Genomic DNA, 18,330 nt, shown 5'->3' on the forward strand with positions numbered 1-18,330 from the left:
TGAACTGATAATAAGATATTTATCTAATTAATGCAATAATTGTCTAATTAAAAATCTAATCATCTTATGCCTCGCCGTCTATTTTCATTATTTCGGCCATTATTGCTAACCGTTCAGCCGGGGGCATTGCCCGATACTTTGCTGCCCAACGCTCCGCCTTGCGTTTGATGCGTTGCCGATCGATATAGTCTTGCCCCGCAAACGACGCGCTATATGCCGCGCTCTCTGGATAATTCATCCATAGCTTTTCCGTCCTGACACCGCCACGCGTCATCACCTGAAACTCAATAGCGCGCCAGTCATACAACAGTTCATCATAAAGCGCGGAAGGGTAGCCTGAAACCATCACGCTGGCCGGGACACGTCGCAGCTTGGCGATTAATGCCCGGTGGTCATCGGCGGTGTATTCGTAGCGGTAACTGTTCCGACTGGTGCGGGTTTCGGGCAGATAGGGCGGATCTGCATAAATCAGTACTCGGCCCGCGCGAGAAAAGTCGAACATACTCAGATATTCCACCGCATCACGGCGCACCAGGTTGACGTTTGCTAACTTGTGCGTAAACGCGAAATTTTTCAATGCGTCTTCATCGATATCTATCCCGACGTTCCGCAATGTCGGCGGCTTTCTCAACATCACTGCGCCGCCGCCCAGGTGCGTTTCTATGTACGTATCATGCGGAGGCATCGCCGCGATAATTTTCTGATATGCGCCAGCCGCGGCCTTACTCCCCAGATAGCCCATTATTTTGCCTCCGTATCTGGTTTGAGTATTCCGACACAAAGCCAAACGCACTTATCACAGATACATACATTCCCCAGCCCGACGACGAGTTTCTTAGCTTCAGCCCTCGGTACATTACAGAATGAGCACCGTAATTCACCGTCAACAGCGGTCATCCCTTCACATTTCAAAGCTTGGTAGCCATTCCTGACAGATTCAGCACACCCTACAAGCTCACCTGGTGTTAAATTTTCATTGATCATGATGGTCTGTAATCGCGATGAAACACCCATTAATTTCAGTTCTTTAATTGTGTATTTAGGCACTTCTTTACCTGCTGGCATTGCCATAACTCCCCCTTGTGGTACCACATAGATGTTTTTATCTGTACTGCAGCGCAGTCGTTTTGACTCTGGCCAGCACAGCCGGTTATGACTATGAAACATCACGTAACACGGCGATGCGTTGCAGCAATGCCGTTGCTTTATCCTGATATTCCGTTTCTTTTTGCTTTCTCGTCTGCGTGCGGTACAGGCAACCATCAGTACTGGCGACATAGGAATGATCGGCAAATGTGATCGCATTGCCTGCCGCAAGTCGCTGCAACTCACCGGTGTTGATATCCCAGCCGATTGAGCGGGCGAAATCGGCAATACTGGCTCGCCACTCGTCCGGCAGTTTGCCAACCACCTGTTTTTCAGCCGATGTGTTCCGTTGAGTAGTGGACGAGTGTTGATTATTCCGCCGATCCGTCGGTTGTGTTCGCAACCTGGACAGCAGCGCCCGGCGTTCCGGGTCTGTCATGCGCTCGAAGTCGGCGAAGGTTTGAGCGGATGTATCGCCAGGCTCTCCATCTGGCGCTTCACAGCTACCATAGTCATCCCCGTCTATACCTGCCGGAATGGCTGTTTTTTCATCGCCCGTAGAGTTATTGACAGAACTCCAAGCGTCGCCGGTTGGCGACGTAACGGCCAAACCACTCCCGGTGCCAATGCTGGCACCATCGTCAGCGGACTGCTTCTTGCGGATTTTCCATTTGATTAACCGGGTGCAGATACGGGATATCGCCCCCAGACGTGGAGAGAACACACCGAAGATTTTTTCCGGTGTCTCGCCGTAGGTGTTTTGTTCGTCAGCATCTTCATAGGCAATGCGCACGGTGTAGCGCTCGCGTGGGATCAACACGCCGCCTTGTTTTTCGATGTATGTGGCAAAACAACCGGCGTCAGCCGATGCCAGCACCGCATCCATTGCCGGGTCAACAAGCTGCGCGGCCCCGCGTTTAAACGTGCCGCTTTCTTTCTGGGCTGCGGTAAGTTGGTTTGCCAGGCGACGCAGTTCACGCCATACCGTTACCGGCGGCAGACCGAACGGCTGAAACTGTCGGATGTTATGTTGTGATGCCCAGGCCATCGCAAACTTTGCCGTTTCGCGTAATGGCTTGCCGGTTTCGTTATCCAGCTCGCCATCCAGCGCGTAACCGTCGATATTTTTACTGATGTACTTCGCCACGTAAGCCGTAGCGCTGCCTTTTCTTGGATCGAGCTTTTTAGCCTTGAATCGTGCGCCGGTGTTGCGCCCCAGCTCCGCACGGTCTTCAGTAATAAAATATTCACGCAAGATATCAGTGATGGCCTTTCTGTCGGCAGGTGGCATAAACAGCAACACATGCCAGTGCGGGGTGGCATCGTGGTGCGGCTCGGCAACGCGAAAGCCATAAGGGCGCAAGCCACGACGATTCAACGCAGACATGGCACGCGCCCAGGTGCGGCACAAATACCGCTGCCCCTGACGGGGAGAGGCATGATCCCATTTAGGATTTTGATGACCGTTCTGGATGTTAGCGTGGTAACGCGACGGGCAGGTGATAGTAAGGAAAACACCTTCATCACCCCGCGCGATTGCCACCATTTCAACGCCAGCCATACGGGTCATTAGTTCATGACGGCGGATAGCCGGGTTACTGATACTGCCGTACACCATGTTTTCCAGAGATGTGATGTTGCCATCTTCATCAACCAGTTCATGTGTCTGGAAAAAAGCGCGATTCTTGCGGCGCTGCTCTTGCCACTGGTTGAGGGCATCAAGGCTGACATACGGCATTCGTTTTTTGTGGATCACACCGATGGCGCGAAACTGATTTTCCCGCCATTCACAACGCAGTCGCCACAGTTTCCGCCCCCACCATTCAGGTGAAGTGATGCGTAAAATGGCGGAATAGATGCGGTGCCGGGCTTGTTCATCGCCGATAACCAACCCCCAGCATGGTGGCGTTACACGCAATGCCAGCAGTTCGTACCCCAAATGGCGATACAGCCACTGAATTTTATTGTCGGTCATGTCTTCCGGTGATGTGTGGCCGCACTCTGTTTCAAACATTTCGGCGATGGCGGTCGCAAGGGTATGCGCGGCATTGATCACCTCATGCCTGGTAAACTCTGCCAGATGCACCCAGCGCGGCCCCCAATAGGCCGCCAGTTCCGATGCAAAGCCATCACGCACACCTTGCTGTGCGCGCACAGCATCCAGACGCAGCAGGGCTTTTTTCACGGTTCCCATGAAAAAGGCGCTGATGTGTCGCGGCTCGCGGTTTGCACGTAGCCATTCGATTTTTTGGCGGTAAACGTCACGGATAAAAAACGGTTGTTCGTGCAAGCGGGCTTCTACGCCTTCCGGCGTTTTCATCCAACCGCTGACCGCTTCCTGATGATCCCGGCGCACTATTTCCGCCAGACCGCGCCGGATATGCAACTGAGTGCCGTTCGGCTCCCAGTGCTCCAACTGTGCTACGGCTTGATTAAGATTCAGGTCATCACCTGGCGCAGCCAGAGCGCGTTTAACCATCCGGCTCAGATGCCGTGTGACAGTGGGATGCGGTTCAGCATCGGTAACGAGTAGAGAAGGGCGAAGATCAGCCACGCCCGACGGTGCGGAGATCGCCGGGCGTGGAGCGTTCCAAGGGTAGGCCCACTGTTCAGGCATTCAGAACGGCTCCGCATCCAACGCGCCGGATGCCACCATTTCCTGATAGGTGGCATCACCCATAACTGGCCCACAGTCAGGGCAGTGCCCACCACCTTCATAGCCGCACCCGTCGCAAACTTTCGACAGGCTTCGGGCGGCAGGAATCGGCAGACGCTTAGCAATGATTTCCCCGGCCTGCTTGCTCTCCCCAGCCGCAACACCGACGCTACGCGGCGCGGTGAAGCGGCAGATATCAAACCGGTGGTAAAGGCTGTGTGCATGGTGAGTGTCGCTGTTTGATGCGATGACAGGGATTCCGCGCTCGGACAGGCGCGATAACTCGCTGCACAGGTCATACTGATCATTGTGGGTAAAACCATCGGTGTGATAACTGGTGAAGCTGGCTGTTGGTGTTTGCGGGATGTATGGCGGATCGCAATACACCACATCGCCGGGGCGGATCAGTTGCAATGTTTCGCCAAACGCAGCACAGATGAATTTTGCACGGCGGGCTTTTTCGGCAAATGCATGAATCTCGGCCAATGGAAAATAAGGCGATGCATAATGCCCGTAAGGAACGTTAAACCCACCGGCGCGGTTATAGCGACAAACGCCCCGGTAACCGTGCCGGTTCAGATAAAGAAACAGTGCCGCTGAGGTGGTGCGATTCTCTTTGCTGCGGTTAAATACCTGACGGAAGCGGTAATAGCTTTCTGCTGTATTCGCCGTGCGAAACAGACCTTCTGCAGTATCAATAAACTCCTTCAAATCCTCTTTGATGACCTGATACAGGTTAATCAGGTCAGGGTTGATGTCAGCAATCAGGTATTCCGGGTAATCGGTATTCATCATGACCGAGCACGACCCGGCGAACGGCTCAACCAGACGATCACCAGCCGGTAAATGTTCGCGCAGGATATCCATCACGCGGGCCTTGCTGCCGACCCATTTCAGCGGTGTGGCAATAATGCTCATAAAGCACCCCGATAGTGTTTGTTTTTAAGTTCTGCATCGCCCTGGCAGTACACGCACAGACGCACACCCGGAACGGCCACGCGACGGGCTTCAGGGATAGGGGCGTCACAGCTTTCACAGATGAATGCAGAAACGGCACAGCCCGACTGTTGCCGGGCCTGTTGGATTTGTGTTTCACGGATGAACGCTTCGCGTTCCTGAGCCATGTCCATGGAGTCCATCAGCTCAACCCCTGAACGGAGTGCTCAAAACGTTCTGATTCCTGGCGCATCAGCTCCACCACTTCGGCGGCAGACAGGCTTTTTTGCTGGGCATGGATAGCCAGCGCGGCAAGGCGCACAGAGAAGGACAAATGCTGGTCTTTGCGTTCCTCCAGTCTGGCTTTTTTCAGCAGCTCAGCCAGTGCGCCATCAGCGGCGACAGTGATGTGGGTTACTTCGGCATTTTTCATTGCGGTTTCCTTTTTTCAGGTAATAGAAAGCCCGGCGGGTTTACGCCTAAAAATGGGTTTTTTATTACAGTGGAAGAATTAAGTTTTTGGGGAATAAACTCACAACTGCGCGGAGCTTATTCATTGCTTTAATCAGCCTTTCTTTCTCGTCAGTGGTCAGTTCATTAAATTTCAGGTGATGCCGTTCCTTATCAATATCCGCTAATTCAAATATTGCCGACAGTACGCGCATATTCTTATGGTAATCGTCATCAATCTTGTCCCGCATATCATCAATAAAGCGGCACATTTCTTTCTCACTGTTTGTCTTGAAGTGTTTCCCTCGCAGCATTGCTATGTGGTTTAGCCCGTCTGTTCTTTCCGCGATACTCAGCGGAATGGCGCGAGCGGGTTCGGTATTAGCCATGACGCTACGCCGCAATACCCATGAGGCGGGAAAACCAGCGGCGCTTTTGCTTAGGCGCTGGCATGTAGGGCTTTTGGCTCCAGGGTGCGAAATAGACCTGATTAACGGACGGCTTAACGCGTTGGCCGTTTGGCAGTTCCAGCCAGCCTTTACCCTGACTAGGTATTACTGGTGATGGTGACTGAGAAGTTAATAGACGAGCTATGGAAATCATATTATCGCCTCACTGTGTAAAGGTTATCGATATAACCGGTGGCTAATGCCAGCGCATCAAATAAACCGTAAGATTGCCCAGCCTGACTAACACGATATCGGGTAATCGGGTTTAATGTTGTTCGCGGGCATTTAATAATCGAGAAGCCCCGATATACATTTGTGTGTTTGCTTAATTGTGTTATTGCGTATTGGTGGCCTGATTTTTTATTCTCCATGTGGCTCCTTTATATTTCACTGCTGGCAATGGCATCGCGCAGCATAGCAACGAGATTCACCTCTACTTTCTCGTTTGCTTTTTCTTTTGGCCGGATAATGATTTTTCCGCTTTTTACCATGCCCCGACAAGTTTCAAAGGGGATACCCGTTAATTCTGAGTATTTCCTGAGAGAAACATACGGCGTCGGGACATTGATATTGATGGTTAATCCTTTACTCATATCGCCTATCCTTCAGCGTTAAACGACTCCAGCCCCCGGAGAAAAACCAGTCTCGCCATGCTGGAGAGGGAACGGCTTTCTTTTTCAGCCAACGCGGCCAGCCTGGCGCGTTCATCTTCGGAAAGCCTCATGGGAGTAGGGTTGCGCGATGCAATCCCCCGCGGTAAACGCGACCGCTGATCATGATTTTCTTGTGTCATAATGGTATGTTGTGATCCACTAAGTTCCTGTTCAACACAATCTAGTGAAGAAAACTTCCTATGTCAACATCGAAAGAGGAATTTTTATTCCTTATTGGAGAGCGTTTGCGCGAAGAGCGGGAAACGATTGGTAAAAGTCAAAGTGCGATTGCCGAAGAGCTAGGCACGACAACAAGGACTTGGGGCAAGTATGAGAGAGGGGAAACCGCTCCAGACGGAGTGACTCTAGCTCTTCTCAGTGCTCGGTATGGTATGGATGTTTCGTATATTCTTACCGGAAAGCGGACGCCTGATCTCGGTGACATATCTAACGATGAATTAGAACTGATAAAAATTTATCGTGTTGCGCCGTTGGCGGTTAAAGCCGCTGCACTGGCCGCATTAACGGCAGGCAGTTCCGCATCAGCAGGATCAATAAACATAACCGGTAGCGGCCAGCGTGTTGCTGGCAGGGACTATCACGAAAACAAAAAATAAGGGAACGCTCCAGGAATGAGTGTTGAATCTCATGGAAATGAAAACCGGGTAGCCGGGCGGGATTTTTACGAAAGCAGCATCACGGTCGATAAGATCAATATCGCCATTCCGGCGGCCAATGAAGAAAAACGCCCACTGGTTCCCGCGCAGCGTAAGCAGTTAAACCAACTGGTAAAAGAAATTGCTGACGGCGGCTATGAAGAGGGGTTTTCAGTGTGGCAGCGCGTTCACGCTGAAATTGGCGTCAAAAGCATTGAGGATATGACGGTCAACCAGTATCAAACGGCGGTCAGTTATCTTCAGGCGTTGCGCGACAGATATCGGGAAAAAGATGCCAGTAATGCGCTGGTGCATCTGCTGTTGAAGAACACTCAGCAGGTAGAACAGCGGCAGCAATTAATTCATTACTGCCATATTCATTTCGGTACTGGACGATTAACTGAACTGACCCGATCGCAGCTCCAGCAGGCGCTTTCATGGTTGGATGATCGTCAGTGTTCGGCCGTTCCCGGTCAAACCACGCCTAATACTCGCCAGAGCTGGCAAGATGTACTTAAAGCAGAACCATTGATTTTCAGTGCAGTGTTTACTGCTGGAATAATTATGGGCGCTATTTTTTTTCGTTAGACGTATCGATAAGTAACATAAAAAATATCTCAACTCTAAAGATAGATAAATCAAATAGCTATTTATAGAAGGGCTTTTTATGACATTTGAAGAATGGATTTCAAAAAACGAGAAAGAAATATTCTTTACTTATATTAATGCTAATAATGAGGTGTCTAATAATTACGTTTCCGATGCAGTATATAAAGATAATTATCTTCAAGGGTATTGCATCAACAAGAAAGGTTTTAGAACCTTCAAACTTGAAAGAGTACTGGATGTTTACTCTTCAAATGAAGAAATGATTTCTGCCGCTAGTCCTTTAACTATCGCAGATCTCAAGATTGAAGATCGACGTGAGAAAAATACTCCTCGTGGTTTGGAGATTTGTTTTACAGGTTTTTCTAAAGAGATTAAAGATGATCTAGAGTCACTCGCAGAAAAGAAAGGACTGTCAGTCAGAAAAGGGATTACAGCCAAATTATATTTCCTGTGTTGTGGCCCTAATGCTGGATGGAAGAAAATAAAACAGGCAAATGAGAAAAACTGCTTTATTCTGTCCAAAGATCAATTCTTGTTATTTATTGACACAGGCGAGATTCCAATAGAATCGACAGAGGCTTATGAATCTGACGAAAAAGATATACATGAAAAAATAGAAAATTTGCACAATGAAGTAACTTCAACATTTCGAACTATCAGAGAACCGCGCAGGAGCACAGCCCTTATTGCTCGTTTTGTTGATGGTTATGCCTCTGGTTGGCGCTTTGCAATAAGAGAATCCCACCGTGATGCACTAGATATAAAATTAACTAAATTTGTTTTTAATAAGCATCAATATGAGGATTGGACGCAAGGTAGTTCTTTTTCTTTCGGTAGAGGTGATGTCTTTTATAGTGATAAACTGGGTTATAGTGAGTGGAGTGAATTTTTAAAAATACCAGATGCTGTTGTACTACAAGTCAAATATGAGTGTTTTTCTGGTTATGATCCGGTTGCAACTATTGATGGTTTCTTTTCAGGTGATTTTATTCCATATCACCAACTAACGCCTAAAAAGTTAACCAACCTGCCAATCATGATAGAAAGTCAGAGTTATGATCCGGGCAAAATAACACTGGATATATTCAAACCTAGTATTGATAGAAGTAAAATTGACCTGTTTGATACGATAAAAATAACTCAGGACGAACTTATCTCATTACTTCAGTCAGGCTACTACTGGAAGAAGGATGAAGGAAAAAAACCAGTGCGTGTAAATTTATTTGGTGGTAACTAGAAACATTTGCCAATATTGTTCTGAGTAAGTAATTTCCCGGTTGGGAATGTAGTTATAAGTTGACTTTGAAATTATAATTAATACCAAAGGAAAACCTCATGGCAGATGAAAAACTAGATTTTTTTAACTATAAAAGGAATAAAGATAAATTAATTATTAACCTTATCAATATCATTGAGGGCATAAACTGTGATGGTCATATAGATGAGAAAGAAGTTTTGTTTCTTGATACATGGATAAAAGATGCTGATTTAATCAGCAAAAACTATTGTGTGCGGATGATTTCAAATAGACTTTCCGATATATTGTCTGATGGCGTTATTGAGCCGTATGAATTGAATTATTTGAAAGCTGATTTGATCAAGGTGCAAAAAGAGCTGTCTGATTTACCTGAGCTTGATTTGTACTCTGATGAAGCGGACAAGCATTTATTGGAAGGCCTATGTAAAGGAATGATGGCGAATCATGAGCTTAATGATTCAGAAATAAGATACTTAAATTGGTGGCTATCATCTAATGCTTCGCTCAAAGTTAATTACCCTGGAAAAGAGTTATACGCATTGGTTAACCGGATTCTTGCCGATGGGATCATTACATCAGAAGAACGTGATGAATTGAAAAAAGCGTTAATCGCTTTTACCGGAAGTGATGTCGATTCCGGTGTAGTGGATGGGCTGGCAACTCGCTTACCAGTGGATGATATAGAGAGCTTAGTTCTTTCCAATGCAACAGTTTGTCTGACAGGTGAATTCCTTTATGGAAAAAGATCAGTGTGTAAAAAACTGATTGAAGATGCAGGCGGGAAGGTGATTGATAATATAACAGCAAAACTTGATTTTCTTATTATTGGTACATTGAGTTGTAAACATTGGAGATATCAGGCTCACGGTCGGAAAATCGAAAAAGCAATAGACTACCGGGATAATCGCGGCATTCCACTGAAAATAATCAGTGAAGAACAATGGCAGAGCTTTACTGGATAATATTATATGGCTGTAAGCAAACTTCCGTCCGGCAAATGGCTTTGCCAATGCTTCCCCTATGGGCGCGATGGTCAGCGCGTTCGTAAACAATTTACTACCAGAGGTGAGGCACTCGCGTATGAGCGCCGCCTGATGGCGGATAAAAAAGGGATATCAACCGAAACCAACAGCACAACGCTGCAAGACCTGATCCAGCGATGGTACGACATGCATGGCCAGACGCTGGAGTCAGGTGAAGACCGCTACGCTAAACTGATGGCAATCTGTGTTCGGCTGGGTAATCCCTTTGCGGTAGACGTTGATAAAAATATGTTCGCTGTTTACCGCGAACGCCGGTTAAAAGGTGAATGGAACCCAAAAGGGAAGACGGCCATCAAAGAGGCCACAGTTAACCGCGAATATTCCTACCTGCGGGCGGTGTTCTCTGAGCTGAAGCGCATGGGGGAGTGGGAAAAAGAAAACCCGCTGGATGGCATACGCCAGTTTAAGGAAGGCGATCAGGAACTGGCTTTTCTCTACCCGGATGAAATTAAGCGCCTGCTTGCTGCCTGCGATGAATCAGAGAATAAAGATCTCGGTATCATCGTTCGCTTGTGCCTGGCGACGGGGGCGCGTTGGGGCGAGGCCCAAACCCTGAAACAATCGCAAATCCTTCCCGGCAGGATTACATTCGTCAAAACCAAAGGAAAGAAAAACCGAACCATTCCTATTTCTGAAAGAATGCACGCCTTGTTGCCCAAGCGGCGCGGCCAACTCTTCAAACCAGCGTATGAGGCATTTAAGCACGCCTTAAAGAAAGCGCACATTGAATTACCTGAGGGGCAGTTGACCCACGTTCTCAGGCACAGCTTTGCCAGCCACTTCATGATGCGCGGCGGCAATATTCTGGTGTTGCAGCAGATATTGGGCCATAGCTCTATCACTATGACCATGCGGTATGCGCATTTCGCGCCGGATCATCTGGATGCGGCGGTAACTCTCAACCCGTTTGATTCTTTAACCACAGATGAATAATCATGGGGCGCTGCCACGTTAAATCGATGGCAGCAGATTTCCGTATTAGCTCGCATTAACCTGAATTGAATACTGCTAACGTATTGAATTAACGTAACTCTATGATATAAAAAGCAGGCATTAACTTTTTAAAATCCCTCGGCGTTCGCGCTGTGCGGGTTCAAGTCCCGCTCTGGGCACCATGCGATAAGTGCTTGTGATATAAAGAAATAATTAAAATAACATGACCGCCACGAGGCGGTTTTTTTGTGTCTGGGCCATTCTTTAATAATGTTTTTTTCTGTATGAAATTTTTATAGTCAACGTTTATTTGTCATTTTGCATGATTACTGTGAAGCCAGTAAGGCGTTTCTACTGGTTCAGAAGATTGAGTGACGTCAGGGAAATCACGGTGTGTGATTGTATGAATATGGCAACGATCACTTCCATGAGTCCCTGAATAATAATGCCCACTGATGATGGAAATCCTGAAATCAAAAAATGTATTGAACTAAAGTAACGTGAGCGTGCTCCTCCTGCTTGATATTTTTGTCCAAAAACTGCTTGTCTTTATTCAGTAAGCTGGTCGAACAGATATCGTTTTACTCAGGAATATCAGTCCATCTGCTCTCTCCAGGGATACTCCTTTTTTCGGTTGGAAGTGCAGGGGATGTGGCTTGTATACCTGCTACGGTGGTAATGTTTTTGGTCTGACAGGCAATAATAGTATCCACCTGGTCTGCGCATGTCGCCAACGCAGCTTCTGTTTCATCCAAAAGATTATTTAGTTCACCGTTGGTTTGTGGGTTGGCTACTGGAAATCTGCACGGAGTCAGTCTGGGACAGCCATTCACGGTAAGCACGGCCACTTGTGAGGGCGGGGCGCTGGCGCAACCGGATAATATCAGCAGGAAGGGTAGTGCTAGCCCAGCGGTTAAGTTCTTCGTTTTCATGTTGTAATCTCATTATCACTTTCTGCCGTTCAGAGAGCGCTGCTTGAGTATCTGCAGCCATGTTGCGTAATCGTGCCTGTTCAATGTTGTTACGTTCAGCTTGCTCAGACAGCGTTTTTAACTGACCAGACTTTTCATCCAGCTCGGTTTGCTGCAGTGACAACGTTTGTGCCTGTTGCTCAGTTAACTGGAGAGTGGTGTGCAGCCGCCAGGACTGCACACCCACGCCGGCGCTAAGCAGCATCATGATGACCGCGATGATCATGCTGCTTTTCATGCCACCTCCCCACCTGCTTGTTGGTATACCGTGAGCAGGTGTTCGATGTCATGCTCGTGTTGGCCATAGCCAGCCCCCGGCAAGGAAGCCCAGATGTTGTTGCATTGGGTGATGGCATGGGCAATTCGGCCTTGAATAATGTCATCCAGTGCACGTTGCTCACGAATGAGTTGAATAGCTAGCGTATCTTGCGAATTAGGGCCGAAATCCGGTAGTTTCAACTGTGCCTTGTAAGTTGGCCAATAGAGGTAGAGTTGCTGATAGCGACCGGCTGCGGTGGATCGCTGTCCTTGTTTATTGAATACTTTACCTGGTCGACCATTAGCGAATGGATGATCTTGGTAGTCGGTGAATATTTCTGGTTTGCCATCGATGCCAGTGACAATGACGTCGTAACCGCGGTTTCGGGTGAGTAGATGCGTCGCTGTACCCTCAGAAAAAGCCAGCATATCCAAAAACGCAGTCAGGTTTGGGGAGTTACTGAGCATTATCTTTTCTCTCCGGTGCAGCCTGTTCACCCAGTTGCCGAATACGACGTTGGATAAGCAGTTCAATAGCTTGGTAACCAGCGATGCCAAGAGCTGCGCCAATGCCATTGATGGCGACAGGCGACAGATCGGGGAATTGTACCAGTGCGATACCTGCCATCATTGAGACAAAGCCGCCCAGCATTACTCGGCCAATAAATAATCGGAGTGTGATGGGTTCACTACCCGACAATACTTTGCCGACGGCAATCAGTGTGCCAATAATAAATAAGGAGACGATACTTTTATCTGTTTCATTCATGTGTGAGTCCAGCCGTTGGTTTTTGAGGCAATGCAATAAAACAATAGAGATAACAGGGTGTTTTACGTGTTGTCCCATGGTGTATGGTATGGCCTATATTAAACCAGTTGGTCCGTTGTGATGGCAGCGATGGCTGATGGGTCAGTCATCAGCAAACAGGATATTGCGAATGTTCGGAAAACGGAGAGAGTGGCTGATTTATAAATATGAATCATGTGAAAATTATTTATATGCTTTTTCTGATGAAGCTCAAGTCTTGTTTCGCTTTCAAGTGATTTATGAGCAAGCATTGAATCGCTGTTTGCTGGTAATTTATTTATCATTTTGAAAAGTAATATTTTTTGTAATGACGACATATGGGGAAGATAATGCTTTTTTCTACATGGTAGACATTGTTGCCTTGCTGTGCTGAGAGAAATGAATAAATCGGAACGCATCTCCAGTGCGTGAAATTTTCTAACATGAACAGAGTAACTGGTATATGGTTTTTTTATGTTGATAGTAAATATGTTTGCATGAATCGAAATAATTGAATTTTGTATGTATTGCAAGGTTTTTTTAATGGGCTGTTTTTATTTTTTAGTATGATTTATATTGATTTTCTCTATTTATAGTATGTCTCTAATAGGTGTCAATTTGCGGAATTATTTGGCCAAATAATATCAATAAGGTGAAGATATATTGTGCAGTTTTAATTGATTATTGACAGGGAAATAAAAAAGCCGCAACAGTCATAAGGGGCTACTGCTGCGGTGTTAACATCAGAGTTATACGCCTAGTTTTTTGTGGTACTCGGCGCGGGTTTTTTTCAGTTCATCTGTTGCTGCTTTGGCTTCTTGCAATTTACCCGAATCAACCAGTGCGATAGCTGCATCGATTTGCTGGAGCAGTTTTCCCAGCCCTTCGTTAAAAACTTTGCTATTCGGACTATTGTTGAACTCTGGGTCTGCCTTGGCCTTGGTTGCATGGGCTTTCATGTTCAACAGCTCTGTTTTCAGCGTAGCTGCATCGGTGGCACTTGAGGCGCTTTTATAGCTCTTCGCCATAGCGCCCATTTCGTCTTTTACTGCGGCCAGACTAGCAAAAGGAAGCGCTACAGTAGACGCTGCGATTGCCAGACTGATGGCCATAATTGTTTTTTTCATTGCTCACTCCTGTTGGTTAGCCAGATAACGGGTTTATAACCAAAATATTCGAGTTGCAGGACAACGCCATATATAAGCCTTTAAGGGCAAGGTTATTTATAGTTTTGTCACTCAGCAACTGAGGTGCTCCGGCAGCTTACATAAGTAAGTGACTAGGTTGCATGACAACGCTGCCAGAAGCCGCGTTGTCATGCAACTCGAATTATTTCTTGTATATTATCCAAGGGTTGTCATCAATGTTTGTACATTGGTCAGCAGTTGTATGGTCGTGATGAATGGAGGTGGATGAGTGAATGTCGATGATAAAGTGACAGTAAAAACCGATGGTGACGTGCGCCGGGAAGGAATCATCCTGACGGTAGAACCATTTCAGGAAGGAACGATGTACCTCATTGCCCTGGAAGACTATCCCGAAGGAGTCTGGTTTTTCAATGAGCTTAACAGCCCAGAGGGAATATTTGTCGAGCTATACCAGTCTGCCGCCCAATAAATGGGCCGATACAGGTGACTGACTGTATCGGCCCGCATGATCAGAAGGTTTCCCAGTTATCATTACCGGGCTTTATACTCGAAGAAGCGCGTAAAGCAGTCGCTGTTGATGCAGCCAGCATAGGCTTGGGCATGATGGGAGCCGATGTGTAAGCTCTGTCCTGAATGTGGTTGGAGAGTTTAAAGGAGGACACTGTACGCGTTAGCACCATCGCTTGCTCTTCGAGTGAACTGGCTGCCGCAGATGCTTGTTGTACCAATGCTGCGTTTTGCTGTGTCACACTATCCATCTCGGAGATTGCCTGACCAACTTGAGTGATGCCACGGCTTTGTTCATCTGAAGCGGAAGCGATCTCATTCATAATGTCGGTTACACTACTGACGGCACGGACAATTTCATGCATGGTCTGACCCGCTTTGTCTACTAGTTCTGAACCATTATGAACCAGTGAGACGGATTCGGAGATCAACCCTTCAATCTCTTTGGCGGCCTGAGCGCTGCGCTGTGCCAGACTACGAACTTCACCTGCTACAACCGCAAATCCTCTGCCTTGCTCGCCAGCGCGGGCTGCCTCTACAGCAGCGTTTAACGCCAGAATGTTCGTCTGGAAGGCAATGCTGTTAATCATATTAGTGATTTCGGAAATTTTCTGTGAACTGTTAGAAATACTGTTCATTGTGGTGACTACATTTTCGACGATTTCACCTCCTTGTCTGGCTTTGCCAGATGCAGTAGAGGCTAGCTGGCTGGCATGGTGCGCATTATCGGAGTTCTGTTTGACGGTAGCAGTCAACTGCTCCATGCTGGCAGCAGTCTGTTCGATTGCCGCAGCTTGCTGTTCAGTTCGTGAAGATAGATCGCTATTGCCTGCAGTGATCTCGGTCGTTCCCTGATAAATGGAGTCCGCACTGTCACGCACTGTAGAAACGGTATGTACCAACGATGCTTGCATTTGCTGGATGTTATGACCCAGTGTGCCGATTTCGTTTTTGCCGTAGATTTCGTTGGGTTGTGTCAGGTCACCTTGGGCAATACGTTGAATGCGTTGTACCAGCCGGTTCATCGGCTTAATAAGCGTACCGCGCAAGAACAAGAAGGTGAGCAGGGTCATCACAATAGCAATGGTGAAGCTGATAGCCATCAGTGTATATCCCATCACAGCCTCATATTGAGCACTGCTATTAAGTGCTTTGGCTCGCTCAGTACGAAGCGCGATCGCTTTTAACAAGGGCTTATTATAAGCTTCATCTAGCACGCGGACCTCTTCTGATTCGTGTGTCAGGATCTCTTCAAAATAACCATCTTTTGCTGCCTTCAGCATCGGCATGATGCCTTTTTCAATGTAATCGTTATAGGCTTTATTCAGTTCTGGTTCTAAGGCTAGGTCAGCATCTGTTTTGACGACTCGGTTCTCATAAACTTTGAAGGAGTCTTTCGAGGAAGCAATGCGTTGCTCCGCTTGCTTCAGGTTGTTATTGAATACGTCTGTGTCTCCAACACGAACGGCAGCGCCAGCTTGAATAATGAGCAGGCGAGCGGTTCTGAGATGGTTGGAGCTGTTTGACAAACCGAGGCGGACATCAATTTCCTGAGTGACATAATCCAGATTTTGGTTGGCGCGTACCAGAAAATAGCTGGCAGTGCCTATAGCCAGGGCAAACAACAGCATGATGCCGCCCAGAATGATGACAAATAACGGTACGAGTCCAAGATTACCTAGGATGCCGGCTTTACCCTGTTGTTCAGACTTTGACATCATTTTCATATCCATTCGCTCATTTTCAGGAAAAACATATGTGCACTAACCGTACTATGTACAGGTGTGATTTGGGAATTTTTGTTTCTGGAAACAGTTGTGTTGCAGTCCTTATCCAAAATACCAACATAATCCAACATCGCTATATAATTTGAAACACTCATGAATTTCAATGCGATGTCGATCACGAATCTAGTGGTGAAGGAGTGTCAGCTTCTAGCTTTATATACTCAGTTAGTCGGTAATTAATCGACATAAGTGATGCCTAACAATTAGAAAGGTGAGACGAGTTAACAAGCTGGTAACGCTCGACGCTGCTGGGGAAGTCTTACATCCCGAATTGACATAATAGTGGGAGTGACAATCGTATTTTGCCAATATTGATAGCAATAGATGAAAGAGATGATTGAAAAGGCTTTTCAGGCTACCACTTCTTTTGCTTTTTTATATTGTAACCTGCTTTTATTGATGGTTTTTTATGCACCTAACAAGAGCGGCTCAACACACTGTGCTCAAACAGTGCGTACTCTTATTGAACAGGAATATTCACAGTGCATCGTGAAGCTTGCTATTATTTTCTTTATGGTGACATTACTTCATTTGCATATAATAACTCATGTTATCGAATTAGGTGATCTAATGTAAGTTGATGTGATTATAGAATTGTGATTTGGAGTCTTGAGTATTTTTTTTGTTTTAAATCAATTTGTTGTATTTTTTATCGGCTTTGCGCATGATTGTGGGAAGTTTTTTTCTCGCATCAAAATTGGCATTGTCTTCAGGAAAATTTCATTGCGAGGTAAAAATTAGTGAAATATTGTGTTTTGCTCCCTTCTGTTTTGTGATATATATCACATAATTATCAAAATGCTGATGTGTCTGCGTTGTGTGAATCAGGCGGAAGGCGTTACAGTTACTAAGGATTAGGACTAATCCTACGTTCTATGTTGGACGCAATACGGAAAAAGGATGAACCTAGAATTATGAACAGATGGAGTCTCAGACGCATCAGGGCAGATGCTGTATTTTTCGTCATTTTTAAAGATTATAAAGTAGTAGAATTATCTGGCACCGATAGTTTTCATGCCACCTATGGAGAGTGATTGTTTAGCGGGTGAGCAGTCTATCACCTAACTTATGTTTGAAACATAGTCTGTCGGGATGGGAATATGGGTACCTCTGAATTACTCAAACACATTTATGACATTAATTTGTCTTATTTGTTACTGGCTCAGCGATTAATAAACGACGAAAAAGCATCAGCAATGTTCCGTTTGGGCATCAATGAGGAAATGGCAGATGCATTGATGCAACTGACCCTACCTCAAATGGTAAAACTCGCTGAAACCAATCAGTTGATATGCCATTTTCGCTTCAGTGATCACAATACTATTAAATTGTTAACACAAGAATCCCGGGTTGATGATCTGCAACAGATTCATACCGGGATTTTGTTGTCAAGTCATTTGTTGCAAGAGCTGTCTTCAAAGGAAGAGAGCTTGCCTAAGAAAAGGGCATAATGATGGCTGAGAAAAGTATTGTTCAGGAAGCTAAAGATATTCAGCTTGCAATGGAGCTTATTTCACTGGGGGCTCGTTTGCAGATGTTGGAAAGCGAAACTCAGTTGAGCCGTGGCCGCTTAATCAAGCTTTATAAAGAGTTAAGAGGTAGTCCTCCACCTAAAGGTATGCTTCCTTTTTCTACCGACTGGTTCATGACATGGGAACAGAATATCCATTCTTCCATGTTCTATAATGCCTATCTTTTTTTGCTTAAAAATAGTCAATGCAGTGGCGTTGAAGCAGTCATAAAAGCCTATCGCCTTTATCTTGAGCAATGTGCCCCTCAAAGCGATGTGCCTTTACTGGCGTTGACCCGAGCCTGGACACTGGTACGGTTTGTCGATAGCGGCATGTTGCAGTTGTCCTCATGTAATTGTTGCAAGGGCATGTTTATCACCCATGCGCATCAGCCAAAAAATAGTTTTGTCTGCAGTTTATGCCAGCCACCTTCTAGAGCAGTAAAAAGACGTAAACTTTCGCCGAGTGTTGCCGATATGATACCTCAACTGCTGGACGAACAGGTTAAACATGCAGTCTGAGCCTGATGGCGATTTTGTGGTTCTGTCATCGCGCGTTCATTGCTCGATGACAGTGTTCCCTCCAAATAAGTCGTTGGTAAAACTGCATTTATAACTCTCTAGGCCACCCTT

Annotated in this window: 23 protein-coding genes; 8 read left to right on the forward strand and 15 right to left on the reverse strand. The window is 46.4% G+C overall.

Translation table 11 applies throughout. The annotated features are described in order from the left end of the window. Window positions 1-64: 64 nt before the first annotated feature. The 9 genes from Dpoa569_RS06925 to Dpoa569_RS06960 form a co-directional block, all read right to left on the reverse strand. Window positions 65-742 (reverse strand): DNA adenine methylase, encoded by a 678-nt coding sequence (locus Dpoa569_RS06925; RefSeq protein WP_042871367.1) that lies wholly within the window; start codon window positions 740-742, stop codon window positions 65-67. Beyond that, window positions 742-897 carry a ClpX C4-type zinc finger protein gene (locus Dpoa569_RS19530; protein ID WP_227983191.1) on the reverse strand — a complete coding sequence of 52 codons (156 nt, stop codon included), beginning with the start codon at window positions 895-897 and terminating at the stop codon, window positions 742-744. Before Dpoa569_RS19530 ends, Dpoa569_RS06925 begins: the two co-directional genes overlap by 1 nt. A gap of 259 nt (window positions 898-1,156) precedes the next feature. Beyond that, a complete protein-coding gene (locus tag Dpoa569_RS06935; protein ID WP_042871364.1) occupies window positions 1,157-3,703 on the reverse strand; it encodes a replication endonuclease in 2,547 nt (848 codons plus the stop codon). Then, entirely contained in the window at window positions 3,704-4,651 is a 948-nt protein-coding gene (locus tag Dpoa569_RS06940; RefSeq protein WP_227983193.1) for a DNA adenine methylase, read from the reverse strand. A gap of 5 nt (window positions 4,652-4,656) precedes the next feature. After that, window positions 4,657-4,881 (reverse strand): TraR/DksA family transcriptional regulator, encoded by a 225-nt coding sequence (locus Dpoa569_RS06945; RefSeq protein WP_042871360.1) that lies wholly within the window; start codon window positions 4,879-4,881, stop codon window positions 4,657-4,659. Beyond that, entirely contained in the window at window positions 4,881-5,111 is a 231-nt protein-coding gene (locus Dpoa569_RS06950) for a DUF2732 family protein (RefSeq protein WP_042871357.1), read from the reverse strand. Before Dpoa569_RS06950 ends, Dpoa569_RS06945 begins: the two co-directional genes overlap by 1 nt. 64 nt (window positions 5,112-5,175) lie before the next feature. After that, window positions 5,176-5,517, reverse strand: coding sequence for a DUF5347 family protein (locus tag Dpoa569_RS06955; RefSeq protein WP_016940948.1), 342 nt, complete (start codon window positions 5,515-5,517; stop codon window positions 5,176-5,178). A 4-nt stretch (window positions 5,518-5,521) separates the two neighbouring features. Continuing rightward, complete coding sequence (locus Dpoa569_RS19430) at window positions 5,522-5,731, reverse strand: phage filamentation protein Fil family protein (RefSeq protein ID WP_071604314.1); 210 nt, start codon at window positions 5,729-5,731, stop codon at window positions 5,522-5,524. A 226-nt stretch (window positions 5,732-5,957) separates the two neighbouring features. Beyond that, window positions 5,958-6,170: a hypothetical protein gene (locus Dpoa569_RS06960; RefSeq protein ID WP_016940947.1), complete on the reverse strand. Its 213-nt coding sequence runs from the start codon at window positions 6,168-6,170 to the stop codon at window positions 5,958-5,960. 260 nt (window positions 6,171-6,430) lie between these two features. On the opposite strand from Dpoa569_RS06960, the gene Dpoa569_RS06965 reads away from it, so the two are divergent. The 5 genes from Dpoa569_RS06965 (at window position 6,431) to Dpoa569_RS06985 (ending at window position 10,729) form a co-directional block, all read left to right on the forward strand. After that, window positions 6,431-6,847: a helix-turn-helix domain-containing protein gene (locus Dpoa569_RS06965; protein ID WP_042871350.1), complete on the forward strand. Its 417-nt coding sequence runs from the start codon at window positions 6,431-6,433 to the stop codon at window positions 6,845-6,847. Window positions 6,848-6,862: 15 nt separating this feature from the next. Then, entirely contained in the window at window positions 6,863-7,474 is a 612-nt protein-coding gene (locus Dpoa569_RS06970) for a membrane protein (RefSeq protein WP_042871348.1), read from the forward strand. Between the two features lie 79 nt (window positions 7,475-7,553). Next, window positions 7,554-8,732 (forward strand): BRCT domain-containing protein, encoded by a 1,179-nt coding sequence (locus tag Dpoa569_RS06975; protein WP_050569463.1) that lies wholly within the window; start codon window positions 7,554-7,556, stop codon window positions 8,730-8,732. Window positions 8,733-8,830: 98 nt separating this feature from the next. Further along, on the forward strand, window positions 8,831-9,715 hold the full coding sequence (locus Dpoa569_RS06980; protein ID WP_042871345.1) for a BRCT domain-containing protein: 885 nt from the start codon (window positions 8,831-8,833) through the stop codon (window positions 9,713-9,715). Between the two features lie 6 nt (window positions 9,716-9,721). After that, complete coding sequence (locus Dpoa569_RS06985; protein ID WP_042871344.1) at window positions 9,722-10,729, forward strand: phage integrase; 1,008 nt, start codon at window positions 9,722-9,724, stop codon at window positions 10,727-10,729. Between the two features lie 581 nt (window positions 10,730-11,310). Here the strand turns inward: Dpoa569_RS06985 and lysC are convergent. From lysC to Dpoa569_RS07005, 5 genes are all read right to left on the reverse strand, one after another. Beyond that, the gene (gene lysC, locus Dpoa569_RS19540) at window positions 11,311-11,616 is read right to left on the reverse strand and encodes an Rz1-like lysis system protein LysC (RefSeq protein ID WP_227983195.1); all 306 of its coding nucleotides are present in this window, start codon (window positions 11,614-11,616) and stop codon (window positions 11,311-11,313) included. Further along, window positions 11,498-11,938, reverse strand: coding sequence for an Rz-like lysis system protein LysB (lysB, locus tag Dpoa569_RS06990; protein ID WP_042871341.1), 441 nt, complete (start codon window positions 11,936-11,938; stop codon window positions 11,498-11,500). The genes lysC and lysB overlap by 119 nt, the downstream gene beginning before the upstream one ends. Next, a complete protein-coding gene (locus Dpoa569_RS06995) occupies window positions 11,935-12,426 on the reverse strand; it encodes a glycoside hydrolase family 24 protein (RefSeq protein WP_042871339.1) in 492 nt (163 codons plus the stop codon). Before Dpoa569_RS06995 ends, lysB begins: the two co-directional genes overlap by 4 nt. Further along, window positions 12,416-12,727, reverse strand: a complete 312-nt coding sequence (locus Dpoa569_RS07000; RefSeq protein WP_042871337.1) for a phage holin family protein — start codon at window positions 12,725-12,727, stop codon at window positions 12,416-12,418. Before Dpoa569_RS07000 ends, Dpoa569_RS06995 begins: the two co-directional genes overlap by 11 nt. 767 nt (window positions 12,728-13,494) lie before the next feature. Next, window positions 13,495-13,872, reverse strand: a complete 378-nt coding sequence (locus Dpoa569_RS07005) for a cytochrome b562 (RefSeq protein ID WP_042871335.1) — start codon at window positions 13,870-13,872, stop codon at window positions 13,495-13,497. 289 nt (window positions 13,873-14,161) lie between these two features. Here Dpoa569_RS07005 and dsrB point away from each other — a divergent pair, with 289 nt between their 5' ends. After that, complete coding sequence (gene dsrB, locus Dpoa569_RS07010) at window positions 14,162-14,362, forward strand: protein DsrB (RefSeq protein WP_042871334.1); 201 nt, start codon at window positions 14,162-14,164, stop codon at window positions 14,360-14,362. A 40-nt stretch (window positions 14,363-14,402) separates the two neighbouring features. On the opposite strand, the gene Dpoa569_RS07015 is transcribed toward dsrB, so the two are convergent. Beyond that, window positions 14,403-16,133: a methyl-accepting chemotaxis protein gene (locus Dpoa569_RS07015; protein WP_042871332.1), complete on the reverse strand. Its 1,731-nt coding sequence runs from the start codon at window positions 16,131-16,133 to the stop codon at window positions 14,403-14,405. Between the two features lie 1,154 nt (window positions 16,134-17,287). On the opposite strand from Dpoa569_RS07015, the gene flhD reads away from it, so the two are divergent. After that, on the forward strand, window positions 17,288-17,638 hold the full coding sequence (gene flhD / locus Dpoa569_RS07020; protein WP_016940930.1) for a flagellar transcriptional regulator FlhD: 351 nt from the start codon (window positions 17,288-17,290) through the stop codon (window positions 17,636-17,638). A gap of 2 nt (window positions 17,639-17,640) precedes the next feature. Next, window positions 17,641-18,219: a flagellar transcriptional regulator FlhC gene (gene flhC / locus Dpoa569_RS07025; RefSeq protein ID WP_023640182.1), complete on the forward strand. Its 579-nt coding sequence runs from the start codon at window positions 17,641-17,643 to the stop codon at window positions 18,217-18,219. The last annotated feature ends 111 nt before the right edge of the window (window positions 18,220-18,330 follow it).

Origin of the sequence: Dickeya poaceiphila (genome assembly GCF_007858975.2) — a bacterium.
Taxonomy (GTDB): Bacteria; Pseudomonadota; Gammaproteobacteria; order Enterobacterales; family Enterobacteriaceae; genus Dickeya; species Dickeya poaceiphila.